The sequence below is a fragment of the Mesorhizobium maamorense genome (assembly GCF_044998965.1).
Lineage (GTDB): Bacteria > Pseudomonadota > Alphaproteobacteria > Rhizobiales > Rhizobiaceae > Mesorhizobium.
In genome coordinates this window covers 3,795,547-3,817,231 of record NZ_CP173356.1, presented here as the reverse complement: position 1 = coordinate 3,817,231, position 21,685 = coordinate 3,795,547, and the positions used below count along the sequence as shown (strand labels likewise).

The 21,685-nt window shown below is 63.4% G+C and carries 17 protein-coding genes and 2 pseudogenes; 11 read left to right on the top strand and 8 right to left on the bottom strand.

The window, feature by feature from the left end; genetic code table 11:
- Positions 1-52: 52 nt before the first annotated feature.
- From ACIU1A_RS19205 to ACIU1A_RS19195, 3 genes are all read right to left on the bottom strand, one after another.
- Positions 53-970, bottom strand: coding sequence for an NADP-dependent oxidoreductase (locus tag ACIU1A_RS19205; RefSeq protein ID WP_404925014.1), 918 nt, complete (start codon positions 968-970; stop codon positions 53-55).
- 153 nt (positions 971-1,123) lie between these two features.
- Positions 1,124-1,825 (bottom strand): nitroreductase family protein, encoded by a 702-nt coding sequence (locus ACIU1A_RS19200; protein WP_404925013.1) that lies wholly within the window; start codon positions 1,823-1,825, stop codon positions 1,124-1,126.
- Between the two features lie 130 nt (positions 1,826-1,955).
- Entirely contained in the window at positions 1,956-2,912 is a 957-nt protein-coding gene (locus ACIU1A_RS19195; protein ID WP_404925012.1) for an AraC family transcriptional regulator, read from the bottom strand.
- 258 nt (positions 2,913-3,170) lie between these two features.
- Between ACIU1A_RS19195 and ACIU1A_RS19190 the strand changes: the two are divergent.
- Positions 3,171-4,124 (top strand): annotated as a pseudogene (locus tag ACIU1A_RS19190) (DMT family transporter).
- Between the two features lie 12 nt (positions 4,125-4,136).
- Here ACIU1A_RS19190 and ACIU1A_RS19185 read toward each other — a convergent pair.
- A complete protein-coding gene (locus ACIU1A_RS19185; RefSeq protein ID WP_404925011.1) occupies positions 4,137-5,573 on the bottom strand; it encodes a PLP-dependent aminotransferase family protein in 1,437 nt (478 codons plus the stop codon).
- Between the two features lie 448 nt (positions 5,574-6,021).
- Between ACIU1A_RS19185 and ACIU1A_RS19180 the strand changes: the two genes are divergently transcribed.
- Together ACIU1A_RS19180 and ACIU1A_RS19175 are read left to right on the top strand one after the other, a co-directional pair.
- Entirely contained in the window at positions 6,022-7,296 is a 1,275-nt protein-coding gene (locus tag ACIU1A_RS19180) for a methyltransferase (protein WP_404925010.1), read from the top strand.
- A 122-nt stretch (positions 7,297-7,418) separates the two neighbouring features.
- The gene (locus tag ACIU1A_RS19175) at positions 7,419-7,946 is read left to right on the top strand and encodes a c-type cytochrome (protein WP_404925009.1); all 528 of its coding nucleotides are present in this window, start codon (positions 7,419-7,421) and stop codon (positions 7,944-7,946) included.
- A gap of 159 nt (positions 7,947-8,105) precedes the next feature.
- Here ACIU1A_RS19175 and ACIU1A_RS19170 read toward each other — a convergent pair whose 3' ends face one another.
- Positions 8,106-9,650, bottom strand: a complete 1,545-nt coding sequence (locus ACIU1A_RS19170; protein ID WP_404925008.1) for an alpha/beta fold hydrolase — start codon at positions 9,648-9,650, stop codon at positions 8,106-8,108.
- Positions 9,651-9,858: 208 nt separating this feature from the next.
- On the opposite strand from ACIU1A_RS19170, the gene ACIU1A_RS19165 reads away from it, so the two are divergent.
- Complete coding sequence (locus ACIU1A_RS19165; protein ID WP_404925007.1) at positions 9,859-10,329, top strand: class I SAM-dependent methyltransferase; 471 nt, start codon at positions 9,859-9,861, stop codon at positions 10,327-10,329.
- 382 nt (positions 10,330-10,711) lie between these two features.
- Here the strand turns inward: ACIU1A_RS19165 and ACIU1A_RS19160 are convergent, their stop codons facing one another.
- Complete coding sequence (locus tag ACIU1A_RS19160) at positions 10,712-11,782, bottom strand: ROK family transcriptional regulator (RefSeq protein ID WP_404925006.1); 1,071 nt, start codon at positions 11,780-11,782, stop codon at positions 10,712-10,714.
- A gap of 81 nt (positions 11,783-11,863) precedes the next feature.
- Positions 11,864-12,514: an SGNH/GDSL hydrolase family protein gene (locus ACIU1A_RS19155; RefSeq protein WP_404925005.1), complete on the bottom strand. Its 651-nt coding sequence runs from the start codon at positions 12,512-12,514 to the stop codon at positions 11,864-11,866.
- Between the two features lie 331 nt (positions 12,515-12,845).
- On the opposite strand from ACIU1A_RS19155, the gene ACIU1A_RS19150 reads away from it, so the two are divergent.
- From ACIU1A_RS19150 to ACIU1A_RS19125, 6 genes and pseudogenes are all read left to right on the top strand, one after another.
- Positions 12,846-13,016 carry a hypothetical protein gene (locus ACIU1A_RS19150; RefSeq protein ID WP_404925004.1) on the top strand — a complete coding sequence of 57 codons (171 nt, stop codon included), beginning with the start codon at positions 12,846-12,848 and terminating at the stop codon, positions 13,014-13,016.
- On the top strand, positions 13,013-13,915 hold the full coding sequence (locus ACIU1A_RS19145; protein WP_404925003.1) for a substrate-binding domain-containing protein: 903 nt from the start codon (positions 13,013-13,015) through the stop codon (positions 13,913-13,915). The genes ACIU1A_RS19150 and ACIU1A_RS19145 overlap by 4 nt, the downstream gene beginning before the upstream one ends.
- A gap of 68 nt (positions 13,916-13,983) precedes the next feature.
- Positions 13,984-15,496: pseudogene (locus ACIU1A_RS19140) on the top strand (sugar ABC transporter ATP-binding protein).
- Between the two features lie 9 nt (positions 15,497-15,505).
- Positions 15,506-16,468 carry an ABC transporter permease gene (locus ACIU1A_RS19135; protein WP_140656607.1) on the top strand — a complete coding sequence of 321 codons (963 nt, stop codon included), beginning with the start codon at positions 15,506-15,508 and terminating at the stop codon, positions 16,466-16,468.
- Positions 16,469-16,471: 3 nt separating this feature from the next.
- Positions 16,472-17,425, top strand: coding sequence for an ABC transporter permease (locus ACIU1A_RS19130; RefSeq protein WP_404925002.1), 954 nt, complete (start codon positions 16,472-16,474; stop codon positions 17,423-17,425).
- A gap of 92 nt (positions 17,426-17,517) precedes the next feature.
- On the top strand, positions 17,518-18,201 hold the full coding sequence (locus ACIU1A_RS19125) for an SGNH/GDSL hydrolase family protein (RefSeq protein WP_140623944.1): 684 nt from the start codon (positions 17,518-17,520) through the stop codon (positions 18,199-18,201).
- A 228-nt stretch (positions 18,202-18,429) separates the two neighbouring features.
- On the opposite strand, the gene ACIU1A_RS19120 is transcribed toward ACIU1A_RS19125, so the two are convergent.
- Positions 18,430-19,338, bottom strand: a complete 909-nt coding sequence (locus ACIU1A_RS19120; protein ID WP_140623942.1) for a hydrogen peroxide-inducible genes activator — start codon at positions 19,336-19,338, stop codon at positions 18,430-18,432.
- A 125-nt stretch (positions 19,339-19,463) separates the two neighbouring features.
- Between ACIU1A_RS19120 and katG the strand changes: the two genes are divergently transcribed.
- On the top strand, positions 19,464-21,662 hold the full coding sequence (gene katG / locus ACIU1A_RS19115) for a catalase/peroxidase HPI (protein ID WP_404925001.1): 2,199 nt from the start codon (positions 19,464-19,466) through the stop codon (positions 21,660-21,662).
- Positions 21,663-21,685 lie beyond the last annotated feature (23 nt).

Here is a 21,685-nt window from a genome sequence, read left to right as displayed (position 1 = left end):
CGTCTGGACGAAAGATCGAGGAGAGAGGAACCGTCCTCTCTCCCCCAAGTCCTCACGGGCGAACACGGATCACCGTTTTCCCCGCGCGTCGCTCGGTCGAGTTGAAGGCGGCGATCGCCTCGTCGAGGGGAGCGACTTTGCCGATGTTTGTCCGCAGCCGTCCGTCCCGCACCCGCTGGACGATTTCGCTCAGCTGGGCACGATCGGACTCGACGACGAAGTCGACCGCTAGGCCATCCACGGGCCGCGTCTCGGCCGGGCCGACGACGGTCACGAGCGTGCCTCCGGCTCGGATCAGGCCCGCGGACCGCTTCTGGATGTCGCCGCCGATGACATCGAACACCAAATCGACGCCGCGCACGTCTTCCAGGGCGTCGTTCTCGAGGTCGACGAATTCATTCGAGCCGAAGTCGAGCGCCTTCTGGCGGTCGGCAGAGCGTCCGGTGCCAATGACGTAGGCGCCGGCCTCTCGTGCGAGCTGCGTCACCATCGACCCGACGGCGCCGGCCGCACCATGCGCAAGGACGCTTTGCCCGGCCTGAAGGCGGCCGTGCTGAAACAGTCCCTGCCACGCGGTCAGGCCCGAGATCGGCAGGCTAGCGCCCACCGTGAAGTCGACATCGCCCGGCAGTGGCGCGAGGTTGCGGGCCTCGATGGCGATATACTCCGCCAGGGTGCCGTCGCGATACCAATCGGCGAGGCCGAACACCCGCTGGCCTACCGAGAGCCCGGTCATGCCATAGCCCAGGGCGGTGACCACTCCGGCCAGTTCGTGCCCGGGGATCGATGGCGTCCGGTCGCGATCGACGCGATCGGTCCAGGTCGAGGGCCACGTCAGCTCGGTCGGGACGAACCCCGACGCATGAATTTCGACGACGACATCGTTTATCGCCGCCTGCGGCTCGGGCCGCTGCACCAATTTCATCCCGGCCGTTCCTGCAGCCTGGTCCGTCACTACGATCGCTTTCATGGGAATCTCCTCAGACATTTGTTGGTTCGGGGTAATTTACGGGCGTGGAAGGACTTTTCGATCTCTCACGCAATCAGCCATTGGCGCGGCGCCTTCCACGAGAGCGGCAGTTCTTGCCATTCTTGTCTCCGTAAGATCTGGAGTTGCCGGGGATTATGCAAAGTCCAGGACATCGGCCACCGGCATGCGCGGCTTCTGCGGCCAGTTGCCGGCTCGCTCCGGCCCGACGGTCAGCAGCATGACCGGCACTTCGTCTTCGGCCAGGCCGAACTCGCGGTGCACCGCCTCGGCGTCGAAACCGATCATCGGTGTCGAACCCATGCCCAGCGACCGGGCCGTGTAGATGATCGCCGCGGTGCCGAAGGTCGCGGAGCGTACCGCCTCGTCGCGCTGGCGCTGCGGCTGATCGTCATACAGACCGCGAGCGGGGATTTCCCACTCCGGCACCAGGTGCGCCGGCATGATGCCGGCTTCCACCACGGGCGCGAGGCGGGCGGGGACGGTGCTGGCATCGGCCAGCCTGCCGATGATGATGAAGGTCACGGCCGCATCGGTGATCGCCGGCTGATTCCAGGCGATCGGGCGCAGCCGTGCCTTGGCTTCCGCCGAGCGTACGGCGATGAAGCGCCAGTTCTGCAGGTGGAAGGAGGTTGGCGCGGACGTGCCGATACGCACCAGATCGCGGATCTGGTCGTCGCTCAGGGTGGCAGTGGGATCGTAGTACTTGGCGGCACTGCGGTTCAGGATCGTTTCGATGACGGCATTCGTCGCGAAAGCGTTTTCGCTCTTCCCGGTTTGCGCGAAGATCCGGGCGGCTACGCGGGTTGCGGGTCCGGTGGTGGCGAGGCAGTTCATTGGATGGCTCCCTTATCAAGTGATTGCGGAGCCTAATCTACGGGGAGATGTGATTATCTCGAGTCTGAATTAGGTCAATATGATGCGCGAAAGGATCAAATTGCGCCTTTTCGATTCCGGACCGCGCGTCTTACTCGCCCTTGTGCGCCAGTCGCCGCCACTCTCCCGGCGTCATCCCCATCCTTTCGGCGAAGACACGCCGGAACGCCGAAACGGATTGATACCCGACGGTCTCGGCCACGGCCTCGGTGCTGATCGCCGGCTTCTTCAACTCGTTGGCAGCCAGACTCATGCGGAGATCGGTCAACAAATCGAGGGCGGAGCGACCCAGCTTGTCCTGGAACTGGCGCATGAACGTAGCGCGCGACATCCCGCACAAATCGGCCAGATCGGGCAGTTTCCAGGGCCGTGCCGCATCGGCGAACATCGCGGAAATGGCTGGAGCAAGCCGGGGATTGCCGGCCAGGGCCAACAAGCCTTCGGGGGCTTTCCCGGATTGGCTCGCCGCGCGCAGTACCAGTGTGAACAGGGCCGAAGAAAGCGCGTTGAGAATGGCGCGTCCTCCGGCTCTGTCTCCGGCGGACTCCATTCGCATCAGCGTCACCAGGCCGGCCAGTTGGCTGGAGGCGGAGCCGATGCCGTTTTCTTCATCGCCGTCCATGGACCGCGCCACCAGATCCGCAGGCAGGTAGTTGCGGACCAGCCGATCATGGGGTGGTGCGATAAAAAATCGCCCACACAGCAGATCCAGTTGCTCGCCCTGGCCATCATTCTCGCTCAGCATCCATCCGGCAGCCCCCCGCCGTTGCTGGGTAGGGATTGGTATTTGCCCGCTGCCGTCGTGCAATACATGCGCCGCGCCGTGAGGCAGCAGCACAATATCTCCACTCACCAGCTCCCTTGCTGCTCTCGTGTCCGGATCCTCCAAAATGGCCCGGCCCCTGACGATGACATGGTAGGGAATTTCGTTTGCGGCAGCCTTGCTCCAGGCAATGCGCCACGGCGCACCGTAGGCGCAGCGGACCTCGAGCTGGCCGGTAACGGTGATGATTTGCAAGAGATGGCTGAGCCAGTCCACTTCAGACATTGGACCTCGAAAACCGGAAATGGTGAAACATCTTATCGCAATTGTGCACTGGTTCTATCTGTCGCTCACATTTCCAACCCGGCTACGCTCGCGCCTGGATCGCGAGCGAGCCACCGAGCGCCCCACGATCGGAACAGGGCCTGTATCAGGCGCGCGGTCGAGTGCGGATTCCGTTCGCCCTTCAAAACGGATGCACGACCCAACCGCGCCGGCTATATTGTCCCATCGGGCCGACATCATCGAAGGGGAGGGCATGACATGCAGGCAATGCCGATAGCGTATCACGCCGCGCAACCCGAGGTCGGGCCCTCCTTGACCGGCTATCCGGCCGCCGTCCTGTGCTGGCTGCTTTCGGCTGGCGTCTATATCGCGGCCAAATGGGTGGCGCCTGAGATGCCGCCCTGGAGCCTCTGCTTCTAGCGGCTGACGCTTGCTTGCGCCATCCTGCTGCCGATCGTGCACCGTCATCACGACGCGATGATCGGGCTGTTGCGAACGCGCGCCGTGGAGGTCGTCGCCGTGGGCGCGATCGGCCTCACCCTGTGCCAAGGTATGATCTACCATGGCCTCAACGACACCGACGCCACCACGGCCGGCATCATCATGGCGCTGTCGCCTGTCATGACGATGGTGCTCGCCCGTTTCGTGCTTGGCGAGCCGCTCGGGCTGTGGAAGTCGCTAGGCGCGCTGGTTGCGCTCGCCGGGATGATTTTCATCGTTGCCCACGGCAACCTGACGGCGCTGCTGCAACTCAAGTTCAACGCCGGCGAGCTGTGGATCGTCGGCAGCGCGTTCTGCTGGGGCCTGTACACCGTGCTTTTGCGCCGTGCCAAATTCGGCATCGAACTCCTGCCGATGGTCGTGCTGCTGCTCGGCGCTGGTGCGCTGGTCGCCTTGCCGTTCCATGTGTGGGAATTGTTCAACGACGAACGCTCCGCCATGGACGTCCACAGCATTCTCGCGCTCGCCTATCTGGCCGGTCCGGGCGGCGCCTTGATGTACTATCTCTACAACAAAAGCGTGGAAACGCTCGGTGCGAGCCGAGCGAGCATGCTGCTCTACCTGCAGACGGTGTTCGTCGCTGTGTTAGCCTATCTGCTGCTCGGCGAGGGCTTGCACGATTACGATCTGGTCGGCGCGGCCTTCATCGTCACCGGCATCGTACTCGCCACCGTGGTCAAACCCAGGCCAGCTCAACCACGCGTGGCGTAGATAAATCGAAGGTCAGGGCGGTTCACTGTCGAAACAGGCGCGCAGCAAATGCAACCCTTCTTCGATGCGGGGCGTCGGAATGGCGCCATACCCCAGCATGATGCCGGCTCGCGGTATGGCGTTCACGGCGAACCGTGACAGGATCTGGACGGCGACGCTGCGATCGGCTGCGCGGCGCGCGATCTCGGCGATCTGGTCCGCCGACATTTTCCGGGCAAGAGCGGTGAGATGGAGCCCCGTTGTCGATGGGATGAGCTCGAGATGCTCGGCAAAATCATTGGCGATGGCGTCCGCGATGATCTGGTGCCGTTCCCGGTAGATTGCGTTCACCCGACGGATGTGACGCGCAAAAGCGCCCTCATCGATGAAACGCGCGAGCGCTGCTTGCGCCGGGGTCGATGAATGCCAGTCGCTGACGAATTTCGCTTTGTGCACGGCCGCTCGCAGCGATGGCGGCGTCAATATGAAGCCCAGCCGAAGCGTCGGCAGCATTGTCTTCGAGAAGGAGCCGACGTAGATGACCCGGCCTTTTGCGTCGAGCGTCTGCAACGGCTCGAGGGGACGGCCCCCGAAACGGAACTCGCTGTCGTAGTCGTCTTCGATGATGGCCGCGTTATTTCGCTCGGCCCAGGCCAGCAGCGCCTGCCGGCGCGGCAGCGTCATCGTTACCGACAGCGGAAATTGATGAGAAGGCGTGACATACACGGCTCGGATTCCGCGCGGTAGCGCATCAACGACCAGACCCTGGCGATCCACCGGTACACCGACGATGCGAATACCCAAGGCCTTGAACAAATGCCTAGGAGGGCCGTAGCCCGGATCTTCAATGGCAATTGCATCCCCCGGTGCCAGCAGGACGCGTGCCAGGACATCCAGTGCCTGCTGCGTACCGTTTGTGACAATGATGTCGTCCGAAGCCGCCCCGATCCCTCGGGAGATGCCTATGTGCCTGGCGATTGCGACGCTGAGATCGTGATGTCCGGCGGGATGCTCGTAAGTGCCGGCGGTCGCTTCGCCCGAACGCAGCGCCCAAACCACCGACCGCCGCCACGCCCCGTGCGGAAACAGCGAAGCATCGCAAAACCCGGCGTGAAAGTCGAACCGAACCGGCTCGAATGCGGGTGGTGGGGCTATCGCCTCCCAGATCTGGCGTGGCTGGAGCACGCCGGTAGATCGGCGTCCGGTCTTTTCTCGCCCGGCCGGCACGACCAATTCGCTGATGAACGTCCCAGACCCCTGCCGGGATGTCACGAACCCTTCCGCGGCGAGCCGTTCATAAACCACGGTCACGGTGGCACGCGACACGGCAAGCGTCCGCGCCAGTTCGCGGCCAGGCGGCAGAGGGTCGCCGGGCCGCAGCCGTCGATCCAGAACGGCGCGCCGTATCTGACGATAAATCTCGCCGCTGAGATTCTTGCGCCCGACCAGGCTTATGTGAAAGGCCGTCATTGTTCAGCAACTGGAATTGGTCTGACGCAGGCACTGGAATTCAGCCTGCCACCAGTCCTCCTGCGTCCTGCCGGCTTAGCGGCAGCGCCTTGCAAGTGTCGTCATGCCAAATTGAATTGGACTGGCCAAGAATCCATGAATTGGCACTTCTATCGGTCCTCTAGCCTCCTTACCATTGCTTCGGCGGCAAGGGAAGAAGCGGATGGCTGGCTATGGGAGGCTGAAATGCCTCGAGCGGAGACTCGAATCCATCACCCGTCGAGCGTGCGACTACCTTGGTCTGTGCTGAAAACCACAGTCGCGGCCCTCAAGACTTGGCAATTATCCGTCTCAAGACGTCGGGCAATCGCGGATTTGTCCCCCGAGCTGTTGAGGGACATTCGGGCCCATGCCCTCGATCTGCCGGACCACGGGGCCGATCCTACGCCGGTCGCCACGGCTGACCCTATTGCGCGCCATCGGCGCGGCCTTGCGAGCACAAGGCGGCCGCCGCGTGCTGGTGGACCATTCGATCGGCTGCATTTTCGAAACCCGCGCCGTCGAGACCACCGCGCGGCTCGAAGCTGCGAACCAACCGTCAACATTTGGGGAGAGTGCCATGCCCAACCATCAGCGCTCTGCTACGCGCACGACAACGCTTGCCCACCAGCCCGGTTCAATCCCGGGCGAGACAGGGCTGCGCGCGGCCGACCGACCAATCGTCACCACGCAAGAGCTTCCTTCCGCTGTCCCACTGATGGCGCTTTCGACCGGTTTCTGGGCCTTCAAGACTCTGGCCGCCGCGCACGAGTTGGACCTCTTCAGCCGCCTTGCGAGCGGCGCCGCCATCACGGTTGCCGGTTTGGCGGAAGCGCTCGGCCTGCATCAACGACCGGCCGAGATGCTGTTGACCGGCTGCGCTGCACTTGGGCTCCTGGAGAAAACGGGCGGCCGCTATCGCAACACGCCCTTAAGCGAAACCTATCTCGTGAAGGGTAAGCCGTATTACTTCGGTGGCTTCGTGCAGATGGCCGACAAGCGACTCTACGCGGGCTGGGGAAGGCTTGCAGAGGCGCTGCGCACGAACCGGCCAACCACATGGGATCCGGCAGTGCAATCCTCGATGTTCGAGGGCGAGGATCCTACGATGCTGGCGCTTTTCTGGGAGGCGATGCATTCGCTTTCCACGATGACCGCGCGCAAGCTCGGCGAAGCCGTGGATCTCAGTCATTTCCGCCTCCTCCTGGACATCGGCGGCGGATCGGGCGCGTACGACGTCGAGCTTTGCAAACAATATGGGGCGCTGCGTGCGACCGTGTTCGACTTGCCGCATGTCGCCGCGATCGCCGCGGGAAAGATCGCCGAGGCCGGCTTGACCGACCGCATCGAGACCGCGGGCGGCAATTTCTTCGAACAGCTTCCCGGGGATCACGATGTACATCTCCTGTCGATGATCATGCACGATTGGGACGAGGCGAAGAACCGCGCCCTGCTGCGCCGGTCCTTCGAGGCTTTGCCAAGCGGCGGCGCGGTCGTCATCAGCGAGCTTCTCGTCAATGATGAAAAGACCGGCCCGGCGCCGGCCGCGCTGATGAGCCTCAACATGCTGATCGAGACGGAAGGACGAAACTACACCCCGGCCGAGTATTCGGCGTGGCTCGAGGAAGCCGGATTCAGGCACGTCGAGACGGTCTGGTTCGATGCTCCCGCCGCGAACGGCGTCGTGATCGGCCGCAAACCGTAAGGCGCAACATAGAGCGGATCAGGTGCGCCGCAATCGGCTGGGCGAGCTGCGTAACGGCAGCCCCCGACGGGAGCACGACAAAGGTCGTAGGAGAAGCCAAGAACAAACCAAGGGAGAAAACCATGTTTCCAGCGTCAGTTCGTCTCGCATTGCTCACGGCCTCGGTCGTCGCCCTTCCATCATACGCCGCCATGGCCGACGACGCGCAGGTCGCGCGTGGCGAGTACCTGGTCACGATCGCCGGCTGCAACGACTGCCACACGTCCGGCTACTTCTTCGGCAAACCCGATATGTCGCGTTTTCTTGGCGGCTCGGATGTGGGCTTTGAGATACCTGGCGTCGGTGTCTTTCCCGGTCGAAACATCACACCCGACAAGGAGACCGGCATCGGCAGCTGGACCCCGGAGCAGATCGTCGCTGCGATCCAGACGGGCCAGCGGCCGGACGGCCGCACCCTGGCGCCGATTATGCCCTGGCCTGCTTTTGCGCATCTCACAGCGGACGATGCCATGGCCATCGCGGCGTTCCTGCAAAGCGTGAAGCCGGTAAGCAACAAGGTCCCGGGCCCGTTCAAGCCTCGCGACACGGTGTCGACATCCATGATGCGGATCATCCCGCCGGGCGGAACCGCTGCCGCTGCACCGAAATAGGCCGAAAACCGGCCTTCCACCGGACGTCGTGCTCGACGCCGCCCGGCGTCGTCCCGGAGCATGGCCAAAATGGCATCCGCGCCGGCCTCGCCATTCGCGGTCAGTCCCACAGCCATTTCCACACGCGGAACTGACGGCGGCTGACGCCGCAATCGCGCATCAGCTGCTTCGTGCAAGCGCGCTGATGCTGTCGAGCAGCGGCTGTTGGTCGCCGACCCAAAACCAGTGGTCGTCACCGGCGACCTCGATGAACCGCGCGCCCGGGATCCCGGCGGCCAGGAGCCGCCCCGCCTCGACGCGCACGGCGCGGTCGCCGGACCGGTGCAGGACAACCGTCGGGACGGAGACCTTTGCGAGCAGGGAACGGACATCGGTATCACGCAGGGCTTCGAGCAGGCCCGCGACCGCGCCGGGGCTGGAGGCTGCCCTGAGCAATCCCGCCCACCAGGTCTCCGCCTGGCGGTCTCCGGTGAGGCCCGGGGCGAACGTCTCGATTTCCGCCGGGCCGCCCCAGCCGGCGATCAGCCGCTGCTTCCACAGATCGTATTGCGCGGCGGTCAAAGCGAAGGGATAGTCGGAGGCGCGGCTGCCTTTCGCGAGCGAGCCCCACAGGACAAGGCCGATGAGCCGATCCGGATGATCGATGGCGAAACGGACACAACCCGGCCCGCCTTCCGAGGCGCCGATGAGCAAGGCCCGGCTGCTGCCGGCCGCGTTCATGACTGCCAGAATATCCTGCGCTGTCGTTTCGACTGTGGCACGGACACCGACACGGTCGGAAAGTCCCATGCCGCGCCGGTCGAACAGGATCAGGCGGCCCAAGCGCGAAACCGCTGATATCCAGGCGCGGCAGCGTCTGTCTTCCCAGATACGCTCGACATGCGAAATGAAGCCGGGAACAAGCACGATGTCCGTCGGTCCGCTGCCGACGATCTGATAGGCGAGATGGATGCCGTCCACTTCGACGTAGCGCGTCCTGGGCACGTCCAAAGTGACATCTTGAGTTGGCTCCCGCACCAGGGCAAGCGTGGCCGGGTCCGGCGCTACGCCGAGTTCGTCTCGTAACAGCCGGACACAGCTTTCGGCCTGGCGCTCGGCTGCCGCCCTGTCCCCGGCCGCCAGGTGGGCGCGGATCAGGTGACGGTGCGCACTTTCGCTCAAGGGGTCGAGTGCCGCCAGGCGCGTCGCATGCACGACCGCGCTGCGTGGTTCGCCGCCGGCGATCTTCGCTTCGATGGTACGCTCCAGCGTCTGCACCAGTCGGCTACGCAAGGCCTCGCGCCTGAAAAAGACCCACTCGTCGAATTCCGGACAATCCCGAAGGGAGAAGCCGCCGAGATAGTCGCCCTTATAGATGTCGGACGCCTCATCGAGAGGGCCGACATTGCAGGCATGCTCGAAAACCTTGGAGTCGAGCTCGACGGCAAGCGCCGGGTGCAGTCTGAGGGATGCCCCCGTGGCGGCGATGACCTCCGTGTCGAACGCGATGCGAATTTTATTCAGTGTGCGCCGAAGGCGTGCTCGTGCGGCTTCTTCGTCGGTTTCGGGCCACAGAAGCGTGGCGGCGACCTCGCGCGCGACGGGCGCGCCGGCCTCGGCGAGATAGATGAGGAGCGCGGCCGCCTTGCGCAAGGCGAGCTCCACCCGCCGCCCGTTCAGACAGAACTCCGGAAAACCCAGAAGTCGGAACTCCAATCGCTCCATCGACCCGTACGCGGCCGAGCGGGGACGTTCAGGGGACGCCGGCCTTCTATCCATCCCACGACGTCGGGCCGATCGGGCCCGATCAGGAGACTCCTTGGAGCGAGAAATGTCACCGGTCAATACTCTCAGCCAGCATTGCACGTCCGAGGCCATTGCCGGGGGTGGCGTTCCCATCGGCGTCAAGAACGCAGGGAAAGGAGGCTGAGACATGTGCCAATCCTGTCTCTCCTGGTACGCACGCTGCATTGCTCCCTACCTCGTCCACGCCGGCTGTTCGGCAAACGTGTTCGCGCGCATGCGAAGGCGCCTGATCCCGCGGGCGCAGGGCATTGTCGTCGAAGTCGGCTTCGGGTCCGGCCTGAACCTTCCCTATTACGACGCCGCCAGGGTGGAGCGGCTGGTCGGCATCGATCCCGACGGCACAATGCTTGGCCTGGCCGAACCGAAGATCCGTTCCCTGCCGTTCGACGTCGACTGCATCCGGGCCAGCGGCGAAAGGCTGCCCTTGATCGATGGCCTCGCCGATACGGTCGTCGTCACCTATGCCTTCTGCACCATTCCCGACCCTGACGCGGCGCTGACCGAGATCCGCCGCATATTGAAACCTATGGGCCGGCTGATCTTCATCGAGCACGGCCAGGCCGAGGGCCGCGCGGCCGCAGATGGCAGGAGCGGCTGAACAAGCCGTGGGGACAGATCGCCGGCGGCTGTCATCTCAACCGCCAACCGCTGCACTTGATCCGAGAGGCGGGCTTCCGCATCGTTGAAGAGGAGCGCGGGCGGTTCCCGCTGCCCTTCTGGCAATTGGGAAGCCACTACGCCGGCGTCGCGGTGCTCCGACAGGGTGACGGGCCATCACCCCAGGCCAGATCGTGCATTACGAGGTCCCACGCACATCCGCTTCCGCGCGGAATTGCCGATGACGGTCGTCGGCATCCCGTTCCTGATGCGCGAGGATGGCGTGAGGGACAGCTTCTCGCACCGGAGTTAGCCGACATTCAAACCGGGTGCATCCACGTCTCAGATGGGGCTTTGCAACCCTTCTGTTATCAGCGTTCCGATCATTGAATCATAAACCGCGAGCTGAACGGCAGGCTGGCTGCGCCGACGGCTTTCGGGCTGATGGTCACCCGCGCTGGCAACGCTTGGACAGCGGCAAATTCCCGGCCGATATGGGCGCACAAGGCCTTGGCGATTTTCTGCGGCGCATAGCTGGACAGGAGGACCGTCCTGAACTCGACAAACTGGGTCAGCGCCGAGATCGATGCTTTCAGGCGGTTTGAGCATTCCCCCAGCCATTCGGTGTAGGCCTCTCCAAGATCAGGCCACTCAGGGCTGCTGCTCCAGATGATTTCGGACGAGCGTCCGCGCATGGCCAGTTCGCTTTCCAGGCGCATGAGGCCATGATCGAAGCTGGCACTGGAGTTTCCCTTATAGATCTGGTGGTTGAGGATGAGCCTGCTCTGCAGCCTAGCTCCGAGATAGAAGAACAAATAGTCGTTCAGCGGCTTTGCGACGCCGAACATGCTCTCACCGCCGGCCGCCGCGGTGATGTCGTTCTGGACGAAGACCGGCAGCTTGAGCTGCTCTTCGATCTCGCTTTGCAAAGCCTTCAGGGACGTGCTCGATCCGTTGCCGGTTGCAGCCATGGCGTCGACCTCATCGGGAACGGCCAGCCCGATACCCGCGACCCGGCTGCGCGCCTCGACCGGCAGGCTCGTCATGGCTTGCCTGATCGTCGCAAGCAAATCGCTGCTTTGCGGAAACGGATTGGCTTCATCCGCGGGCAACTGCGTGTGGAAGCGCACGGTGCCGATGAAGTCGATGAGCGCGATGTCGATCCTGCGCCGGCTGAAGCCGACGCCGACCGCGTAGGCGCCTTCCGGGTTGAGTGAAAGCGGGATGGTGGGGGGCCCGACACGGCCGCGCTGCGCCTCGCCCTGCGAGACCAGCCCTTCCTGTTCGAGGGAGCGGACGATGACCGAGGCCGTCTGCGCCGACAGACCGGTCTTCTCGCCGATTTCCATCCGCGATATGCCCTCGTTCTGAAGCAGCAGCGACAGCACCAGACGCTCGTTGTAGCTGCGCACGCTCAACGCGTTCAGCCCGCTCGCACGATCGGCGATGCGCAAGGGATTGGGTGGTGCAAACCTCATGTCAGGCAAGGGTCGCCCCATCGGTAAGAGCGCATTGCCGGGCGGCGGTATGGTTGCTCATGTCGAGCGGCTCCAGCCGATCGCATCGACCGCGCGGGCGAGTGCGATGCCAAGCAGTCTGTGCGCTTCGGCATCGATGTGAAATCCGTCCGCTTCGCTGCAGGACACCACCGAGCCGGCATCGAAAAAGTGCAGTTCGAGCGGATCCGCCAGCACCTCGAACTCGAGCGCCAGCAGCCGCGATTTCTCCGGTGCGCCGGCGAAGATGGACTTCCACTCCTTGACGTCGTCCTGCATCGGCGGCGGTGCGACGATCATGATTTCGGGTGTGGTGCCGCCCGGACCGGGCGCCAGTTCCTTGATGTCGTAGACAAGGCAGCCGATGCCCATAGCCACTTCCGACGGCGGTTTGTTGAAGCGGATCTTGAGGTCATTGGTGCCGAGCATGATGATGACGAGGTCGAGCGTCGCATGGCTCTGCAGACAGGGGCGGAGATAGGTTCTACCGTTCTTGTGTGCCCCCTCGATCGGATCGTCGTGGACGGTGGTTCGACCGCTCAATCCTTCCTCGATGACATACCAGTCGGGGCCTAGCTGAGCGCGCAGTATCCCCGGCCAGCGCTCAGCCGGGCCATAGCGCTCGAGCGGCCCCTTGCCGGGGATCTGGCCGTGTGTGTTGGAGTCGCCGTAGCACAAGACTGATCGCATGATTTTCCCGCCGGGACTGACCGCGCGCCGGTGCAGGACGAGCGCTCTTCATGATGAATAGCGGAGTGGCGAAAGGCAAGCAACGGAATAGTCATTCAACATGACTAACTATTGACAGGTCAAACCCACTATGCTTCTAAAGTGCCCGGAGGAGTTCTCGACCGTCATCATTGTCCAGCCGAAATTGGGCCTCGACACACATGTGTTCGGGGGCGGGAGAATTGCGTGCATAGGTCGGTTCGCGACGACAAGCATGCATCGGGAGAGCGTCTCGCGGCCCGTGCGCGTCCGTACGGCTGGAGCAACCACAAGGAGGAGTTCAATGTTAGGATTGCTGAAAACCGTCGGGCTGGGGATGCTCGTTGTATCAGCGCTTGCCGTAACGTCCCTGGCGCACGCGGAAGATATCAAGCTGATGGACGGCGTCGCGCCGCGCCACGACGACACGCGCATGACCGCGGCCGGCGCATTCAAGAAGGATCCCCCTGGGTCATCGGAATGAGCGACTTCGGCGTCAACGCCAACACCTGGACCGTGCAGGTCGCGCATGAGGCGGAAAATGCCGCGGCGAAGGACAAGCGCATCTCGAAGTTCATCCTGCTCGATGCCGGCTTCGACCAGAAGAAGCAGGTAGCCGATATCGAGGATCTGATCGCCCAGCATGTCGACGCGATCATCGTTCAGCCGGTGACCAGCACGTCCGCCAACGCCAGCATCGCCAAGGCGGTCGCCGCCGGCATCCCCGTCATCCTTCACACCGGCCGCATCGATTCCGATGCCTACACCGCCGAAATCCAAGGTGGAGCCGAGCACTTCGGCAAGGTGATGGGCGACTGGCTGGTGAAAACCGTTGGCGACAACGGCAAGATCTGGGTCCTGCGCGGCCTTGCCGGCCACCCGGAAGACACCAACCGCTACAACGGGCTACTGGAATCGCTCAAGGGCACACATGTGCAGATCATCGCCGAGGAGCATGGCGACTGGCAGTATGACAAGGCCAAGAAGCTGTGCGAGACGCTCTATCTGAACAATCCGCAGGTCGACGGCATCTGGTCGTCCGGCGCCGACATGACGCGCGCCTGCGTCGATGTTTTCAAGCAGTTCGGCACGCCGATCCCGCCGATTTCGGGCGAGGGCAACAATGGCTATTTCGGCCAGTGGATCACGGATGGATTCAAGTCGATCTCTCCGGAATACAGCCCGGCCCAGGGTGCTGCCGGCGTGCGCGCCGCTGTAGCCCTGCTCGAGGGCAAGCAACTCTACAAGCGCTATGTCTACAACCCTGATGGCTGGGACAAGGACAAGGCCGCGAAATACTATCGCGACGACCTGACGGCCAATGTCTGGTGGCCGAGCGAACTCCCCGAAGACAAGCTCAAGGAATATTACGGCAAGAAGTGACACGCCGTGGCCGGCGGGGAGTGGACAAGCGTCCCCGCGGGCCCTTCCAGTGGTGAAGCGAGGGTTTAGTGGCCAATCTTATCGAGATGTCGCACATTTCGAAGGCATTCGGGGGAAGCAAGGCGCTCCACTCCGTTTCCCTCGATCTGAAGGCCGGCAGCGTTCACGCCCTGATGGGCGAGAACGGTGCCGGAAAATCGACCTTGATGAAGATCCTGGCGGGCGTGTATCAGCCCGATTCCGGCGAGATCTTCATGAATGGGGAAAAGCTCGATCTGAAGTCACCGCGCGCCGCGCTCGATGCCGGCATCTCGACCGTTTTCCAGGAACACTCGCTGCTGTCTAATCTGTCGATCGCCGAGAACATGTTTCTCGGCCGGGAGCCGACGAACCGGTTCGGCTCGATCGACTATTCCGTGATGAACAGCCGAACCGCCAAGGCACTCGGCGAACTCGGTCTCACGCTAGAACTCCTCGCAACTCGTTTCCAACCTGACCATTGCCGAGCGGCAATTCGTCGAGATCGCGCATTGCATCCAGGCCGACGCCGGCGTGCTTATTCTCGACGAGCCGACAGCGGCGCTCAACGCGGCCGATGTCGATGTGCTCAACCGCAATATCCGCCGCCTGCGCGATAGGGGAAAGGCAATCGTCTATATTTCGCATCGCATGGAGGAAATCTTCGAGCTGTGCGACACTGTGACGGTGCTGAAGGACGGCGCACTGGTCGGCACCAGAACGGTGTCCGAGATCACCACAGACGAACTCATCGCCATGATGGTCGGGCGCGAACTCCAGGACCTGTTCCCAGATCGCACGGGCGACAGGGGCGGCGAAATCCTGCGCGTCGAGAATCTCAGGATCACCGAGACATCGCAGCCTCTGTCGCTGACGTTGCACAAGGGCGAGATCGTCGCCCTCGCCGGGCTTGAGGGACAGGGCCAGCAGCGCTTCCTGCGCTCCTTGATCGGCCGCTACCATCCTTTTGGCGGGACGATTTCCATTAGCGGCAAAACGCTCGACATGCCGCTCTCGACATCATCAGGCGTTCGCCATTTGCAGCAGCTGAAGGTCGGTTTCGTCCCCGAGGACCGCAAGGAGGAGGGGCTCTTTCTCGCTTTGCCGATCGCCCACAACATCGCCATCGGATTGCATTCGAGGCGACGCGAACTTGCGCCGGCGCGGCCCTATCGAAGCGTCGTTGCCAGCATGATGGATGTCATGAACATAAAGGCGACAGGGCCGTCCGCTCCGGTCGGTTCGCTGTCGGGCGGCAATCAGCAAAAAGTGCTGCTCGGGCGCTACCTCGCCGCGGATCTCGATCTTCTCCTGGTGGAAGAGCCGACCCGCGGCGTCGACATCGGCGCCAAGTCCGAGATCTACCATCTGCTGCGCGACTTCACCCGCAAGGGTGGCGCGGTGCTGGTGCTGTCGCGCGAGACGATCGAGCTGATCGGGCTGTGCGACCGCATCTATGTCGTCCACCACGACACAATCGTGGCCGAAATGCCGGCAGCACAGGCGACGGAGCACAAGATCCTCGACGCGGCCCTGACGGGCGGCTCGGCGCGCCGGCACTAGGGGCCTTCCATGTATCGTAGCCTGTCCAACATCGTGAGTGGCCGGAACACACGGCAGGGCCAATGGGGTCTTCCATTGTTGGTTGCCTTGCTCATTTCGCTGTGGCTGTCGGTTCAGACGACGCAGTTCGCAACGGCCGAAAACCTTTTCAACCTGGTTGCGCAGGCGATGCCGCTGGTCATCGCGGCGGTCGGACAACTCGTCGTCGTGCTCGTCGGCGGGCTCGATCTATCGGTCGGCTCGGTCATCAGTTTCACGACGGCGGTGCTGGCGCTCGACCAGCCGGCGATCGTGCTGATCCCGGCGGTCTTCGTGCTGGCCGCATTCATCGGGCTGATCAACGGCCTGGCGATCACCCGTTTCAACGTCCATCCAATCATCGCCACGCTATCGACGCAGTACATTGTCCTTGGCATCACGCGCATCTTGCGTCCCGTCTCCGGCGGCACCGTTCCGGAGATCGTCATTGCTGCCGTCTCAGGCAGTTTCCTCGGTATTCCTTATCCGGTCTTTTGGGGAATCGTCGTGATGCTGTTGGCCTGGAAGCTGCTCTACGGATCGCGATACGGCCTGCATCTGTTTGCGATCGGCGGCGGCATCGCGTCGGGGGCCGAAAGCGCTGCCCGCAATTTCGGCGTCTCCGATCGCCGAAACATCATCCTCGCCTATGTGGTCTGCTCCTGTTTCGCGGCCGTTGCCGGTGTCTTCCTGGCCGGGCGCATCGTGTCGGGTGATCCAAATGTCGGGTTGCTTTTCGAACTCGACACGGTCACCGCCGTCGCACTTGGAGGCACCCAGCTTTCAGGCGGAATCGGCAGCCTGCACGGCACGGTGATCGGCGCGCTTGTGATGGCACTGCTGGCCAATGGCATGAACCTCGCCAACGTCTCGCCCTTTGTCCAGACGGCGATCAAGGGCGGCATTCTCTTGGCCGTGGTCGGGCTGCAATCCCGCAAGAAGATGGGGCTCTGAGCGATGACTGCCGTTCTCGCAAACCCGATCGCCCGGCGTCTGCTTCGCATACCGCCGTCCTACTTTGTCTTCCTCGTGCTTCTGGCCACGCTGTGGGTCGCACGGCCGAACATGCTCAACCTCAACATCATGGGCATCTTCATCAGGCAGATCGTTCCGCTCGGCATTCTCGTGCTGGGGCAGCTCGTCGTCATGCGCGTGAAGTCGATCGACCTCTCCGGCGGCGGCATCATCCTGCTGATCAACTATTTCATCTCGTCGGGCAGTTTCCCGGGCGCGTCGCTGCCCTTCTTCGTCGTACTGGCGCTCGCCACGGGCCTCGTCATTGGCCTGTTCAACGGCTTCATGATCGGCATCCGGCGGGTGTCGGCCGTCATAGTCACGCTGGCCGTCAGCATCATCCTGGTCGGACTGGTGCAGTTCCTGTCGAGCGGCAATCCACCCGGCGATGTGCCGAAACTGTTCAACGACCTCTACAACACGAAGTTCCTGTCGGTTCCGACGCCGGTGCTGTTCTGGATCATGCTGACCGCCGCGGTGTGGCTGCTTCTGTCGCAGACCGTATTTGGTCGCTACGTGGCCTCGGTTGGCGAGAATGCCGACGCTGCCCATTTTTCCGGCGTGCCCGTCCAGCGCACGGTCATCCTGGCGCATACGCTCGCTGGCCTGATCGCGGCGATCGCGGCCCTGGTACAGACCGGTTCGATCGCCGTCGGCAGCGTGCGCGTCGGTCTCGACCTGCCGATCCTGGCAGTCGCGGCGACGATCCTTGGCGGCGTCGCCTTCGGTCGCGGCGACGGCGGCGTCTGGGGACCTTTCTTCGGCTCGCTGTGCTTCGCGCTTTTGTTCGTCGTGATGACGGTGCTCGGCATCGACGAACCCGGCAAGCTCATCGCCCAGGGCGTCATCATCCTCGGCGCGGCGATCTTCTATGGAGTGCGCGTGCGAACGCCATAAATCGAAACAGCCAAAGGCAAGCCGGCACCGGCGTTCGCCTGGATCGATAAATCTGCACGTTCAGACAACTGCAAACAGATGGAGAAACATGGATGTCACCGCCAAAAAACATCATGTGCTACGGCGACTCGCTGACCTGGGGCTGGGTTCCGGTCAAGGAAGGTTCGCCGACCTACCGCTACCCCTATGACCAGCGCTGGACGGGCGTGATGGCGGCGGCGCTGGGAGCGGGCTACCATATCATCGAAGAAGGGTTGAGCGCGCGCACGACCTGTCTCGACGATCCCAACGATCCGCGCCTCAATGGCGCCAATTATCTGCCCTCGGCCATCGCGAGCCATCTGCCGCTGGATCTGGTCATCGTCATGCTCGGCACCAATGACACGAAGTCCTATTTTCGCCGGACACCCTACGAGATCGCCAACGGAATGGCGAAACTGGTCGGGCAGATCCTGACAAGCGCCGGCGGCATCGGCACGCCCTATCCGGCTCCGAAAGCGCTGGTCATCGCGCCGCCGCCGCTGACCCCGATGCCGGATCCCTGGTTCGAGGGTATGTTCGGCGGCGGCCACGAAAAGTCCAGGGAGCTGGCCAGGCAGTACAAGGCGATGGCGGATTTCATGAAGATCGACTTCCTGAATGCCGGCGATTTCGTCACGACAGACGGTGTCGACGGCATCCATTTCACCGCTGGCAACAACGCCGATCTCGGCCGCGCGGTCGCCGACAAGGTCAAGTCTATTCTTGAGCCAAGCCGCGCCAGCACCGCCGCCTGAAGTCGCAACGCCCGCCGGCTTGCGCAACAGGCCGGTTCGCAGGCGTGTCGCATTCTTCCTGTATGCCATTGTGGACCCAACGATGAGCCTGGTCCGTAATTCTGCCCAACACGTTCCGTGGCACTTGACCCACTTGCTTTTATGAAGACGAGCTATCCACTCAAGCCGTTCAACAAGCGCACATTCGAGGTTTGCCTGGGCCGATAGTAAGCTTGGGCTCCTCGTCCTTCACGCCGCCTGCACCGCCGCTCCCAACCCTCGAATGATCTTCGCCAGCTCCATGCACTCATTGCGCAAGGTGCTGTTGCGCCGCCAGGCGAAGCAGATCGTGCGCTGCGGCATGGGTTCCTGGAACGGCACGATCTTGAGATCGGGGATAGTGCCGGCAGGTCCCGTGGCCATTTCCGGGATCAGCGTCACGCCGAGCCCGTGCGCCACCATCTGCAAGAGCGTGGTCAGGCTGGTGGCGCCGTAGCTTGCCATCGCCACCGGCCGCACATTGCCGCAGACAGCCAGCGCCTGTTCGCGCAGGCAATGACCCTCCTCTAGCAGCATCAGCCTTTCCAGCGCCGGGCTTTCGGGCGGCACCGGCGGCGAGGCGAAAGCCGGATCGCCTGACGGCACGGCCAGGAAGAACCGGTCGGGGAACAAAGCCTCGGTCACCAGGCCGGGATGGTCGAGCGGAAGCGCGGCGATGAAGGCATCGAGCTTTTGCGACGCGATGTCCTCGACGAGCGAGGCGGTCACCGCCTCGCGCAGTTCGAGCATCAAGTCCGGGAAATGCATTTTCAGCTCGGGCAGCGCACGCGGCAAAAGATAGGGCGCGACGGTCGGAATGATGCCCAGCCGGAAGCGCCCTCCCATGGCAGGGCGGCCACGCCGGGCGATGGTCTCGACCTCGCGTATGTCGGAAAGGATGCGTTCGATGCGCGGCAAAAGGGCTGCCGCCTCGTCGGTCATGCGCACCGATTTGCCGCCGCGTTCGAACAGCCGGCAGTTCAGCCGCTGCTCCATTTCCGCGATCTGCGAGGACAGCGCCGGCTGGCTCACGCCTGCAAGTTTCGCCGCACGCCCGAAATGCAGCGTCTGCGCAAGTGCGTCGAAATAATGCATCTGGCGGACGGTTAGGCCTATCATAAGAAAATCCTATTGAAAGGAACAGGAAAGGCAATTTGTTTTTATCGGCAGGCTGGCCTAGTCTGGAATCATTCCAGGATGGCGGCGCTGGCTGCCCGGAACCCTCGGCAAAATTGGAGTGCAAGATGGACGCGAAAACCGACGACAACAGCGCGGGCAAATGCCCTGTCGCGCATGGACCCGGTGCCAGGACCAACCGTGACTGGTGGCCCAACCAGCTGGACCTCGGCGTTCTCCACCAGCAGTCGAACCTCTCCGACCCGATGGGCGAGGACTTCGACTATGCCAAGGAGTTCGCGAGCCTCGATCTCGACGCGGTGATCAAGGACCTGCACCATGTCATGACGGATTCGCAGGATTGGTGGCCGGCCGACTTCGGCCATTACGGGCCGCTGTTCATCCGCATGGCCTGGCACAGCGCCGGCACCTACCGCATCGGTGACGGCCGCGGCGGCGCCGGCGCCGGCCAGCAGCGTTTCGCACCGCTCAACAGCTGGCCTGACAACGCCAATCTCGACAAGGCGCGCCGCCTGCTGTGGCCGGTCAAGCAGAAATATGGCCGCAAGATTTCCTGGGCCGACCTGCTGATCCTCACCGGCAATGTCGCCCTGGAATCGATGGGCTTCAAGACCTTCGGCTTCGCCGGCGGCCGCGCCGACGTCTGGGAACCCGAGCAGGACGTCGATTGGGGATCGGAAACCAAATGGCTCGACGACGAGCGCTACTCCGGCGACCGCGAGCTTCGCGGCCATCTCGGCGCCGTGCAGATGGGCCTGATCTACGTCAATCCGGAAGGCCCGAACGGCAAGCCTGATCCGCTTGCCTCGGCACGCGACATCAGGGAAACCTTCGGCCGCATGGCGATGAACGATGAGGAGACGGTGGCGCTGATCGCCGGCGGCCACACTTTCGGCAAAACCCACGGCGCCGGCGATGCCTCGCTGGTTGGCGCCGAGCCGGAAGGGGCCGGCATCGAGGCGCAGGGCCTCGGCTGGTCGAGCAAGCACGCGTCGGGCATTGCTGGCGATGCCATCACTTCGGGGCTCGAGGTCACCTGGACCACGACGCCGACCAAATGGAGCAACAACTTCTTCGACAACCTGTTCAACTACGAATGGGAATTGACGAAAAGCCCGGCCGGCGCCCATCAGTGGACGCCTAAGGGCGGCGCAGGTGCCGGCACGGTGCCGGACGCGCATGATCCCTCGAAGCGCCGCGCGCCGGCCATGCTGACCACCGATCTCGCGCTGCGGGTCGACCCGGCTTACGAGAAGATCTCGCGGCGGTTCCACCAGAATCCGGATCAGTTCGCCGATGCCTTTGCCCGCGCCTGGTTCAAGCTCACCCATCGCGATATGGGCCCAGTCGTTCGCTACCTTGGCCCGCTCGTGCCGAAGGAGGAGCTGATCTGGCAGGATCCGATCCCGGCCGTCGACCATGAACTGGTCAGCGAACAGGATATCGCATCGCTGAAGGCCAAGATCCTGGCCTCGGGCCTGTCAGTTTCCGAACTGGTCTCGACCGCCTGGGCTTCGGCCTCGACGTTCAGGGGTTCCGACAAGCGCGGCGGCGCCAATGGCGCCCGCATCCGGCTGGCGCCGCAGAAGGACTGGGACGTCAACCAGCCTGCTGAATTGGGCAAGGTGCTTGCCACGCTCGAATCCATCCAGAAGGCTTTCAACGCGGCACAGACCGGCGGGAAAAAGATCTCGCTGGCCGATCTGATCGTGCTCGGCGGCGTCGCCGCGGTCGAGAAGGCGGCAAAGGATGGCGGCAACGAGGTGAAGGTGCCGTTCACGCCGGGCCGCATGGATGCCTCGCAGGAACAGACTGATGTCGCCTCCTTTGCCGCACTCGAGCCGAAAGTCGATGGCTTCCGCAACTATGTCCGGGGGCCGCAGCCGATGTCGGTCGAAGCGATGCTGGTCGACCGGGCACAGTTGCTGACGCTGACCGCGCCGGAGATGACGGTGCTGGTCGGCGGCCTGCGGGTGCTCGGCGCCAATACCGGCAAGTCCAGGCACGGCGTGTTCACCGACAGGCCGGGCACGCTGACGAACGACTTCTTCGTCAACCTGCTCAGCATGAACACGGTCTGGGATCCGGCCGCCGGGTTGGATGAGATCTACGAAGCGCGCGACCGCAAGACCAAGGCGGTCAGGTGGACCGGTACCCGCGCCGACCTGATCTTCGGCTCGCATGCGCAATTGCGTGCGCTGTCTGAGGTGTACGGGTCCGCGGATGCCGGGCAGAAATTCGCCAGGGATTTCGTTGCGGCGTGGACCAAGGTGATGAACGCCGACCGGTTCGATATCACCGCCTGATTCAGGCGGAATTTTTCCACCCC

Bases quoted from the DNA above. Each gene is read 5' to 3' on its own strand.
- katG (WP_404925001.1), top strand. From the start codon at position 19,464: ATGGACGCGAAAACCGACGACAACAGCGCGGGCAAATGCCCTGTCGCG.
- ACIU1A_RS19200 (WP_404925013.1), bottom strand. From the start codon at position 1,825: ATGAACTGCCTCGCCACCACCGGACCCGCAACCCGCGTAGCCGCCCGG.
- ACIU1A_RS19130 (WP_404925002.1), top strand. From the start codon at position 16,472: ATGACTGCCGTTCTCGCAAACCCGATCGCCCGGCGTCTGCTTCGCATA.
- ACIU1A_RS19170 (WP_404925008.1), bottom strand. From the start codon at position 9,650: ATGGAGCGATTGGAGTTCCGACTTCTGGGTTTTCCGGAGTTCTGTCTG.
- ACIU1A_RS19125 (WP_140623944.1), top strand. From the start codon at position 17,518: ATGTCACCGCCAAAAAACATCATGTGCTACGGCGACTCGCTGACCTGG.
- ACIU1A_RS19205 (WP_404925014.1), bottom strand. From the start codon at position 970: ATGAAAGCGATCGTAGTGACGGACCAGGCTGCAGGAACGGCCGGGATG.
- ACIU1A_RS19135 (WP_140656607.1), top strand. From the start codon at position 15,506: ATGTATCGTAGCCTGTCCAACATCGTGAGTGGCCGGAACACACGGCAG.
- ACIU1A_RS19175 (WP_404925009.1), top strand. From the start codon at position 7,419: ATGTTTCCAGCGTCAGTTCGTCTCGCATTGCTCACGGCCTCGGTCGTC.
- ACIU1A_RS19165 (WP_404925007.1), top strand. From the start codon at position 9,859: ATGTGCCAATCCTGTCTCTCCTGGTACGCACGCTGCATTGCTCCCTAC.
- ACIU1A_RS19195 (WP_404925012.1), bottom strand. From the start codon at position 2,912: ATGTCTGAAGTGGACTGGCTCAGCCATCTCTTGCAAATCATCACCGTT.
- ACIU1A_RS19120 (WP_140623942.1), bottom strand. From the start codon at position 19,338: ATGATAGGCCTAACCGTCCGCCAGATGCATTATTTCGACGCACTTGCG.
- ACIU1A_RS19155 (WP_404925005.1), bottom strand. From the start codon at position 12,514: ATGCGATCAGTCTTGTGCTACGGCGACTCCAACACACACGGCCAGATC.
- ACIU1A_RS19185 (WP_404925011.1), bottom strand. From the start codon at position 5,573: ATGACGGCCTTTCACATAAGCCTGGTCGGGCGCAAGAATCTCAGCGGC.
- ACIU1A_RS19145 (WP_404925003.1), top strand. From the start codon at position 13,013: ATGAGCGACTTCGGCGTCAACGCCAACACCTGGACCGTGCAGGTCGCG.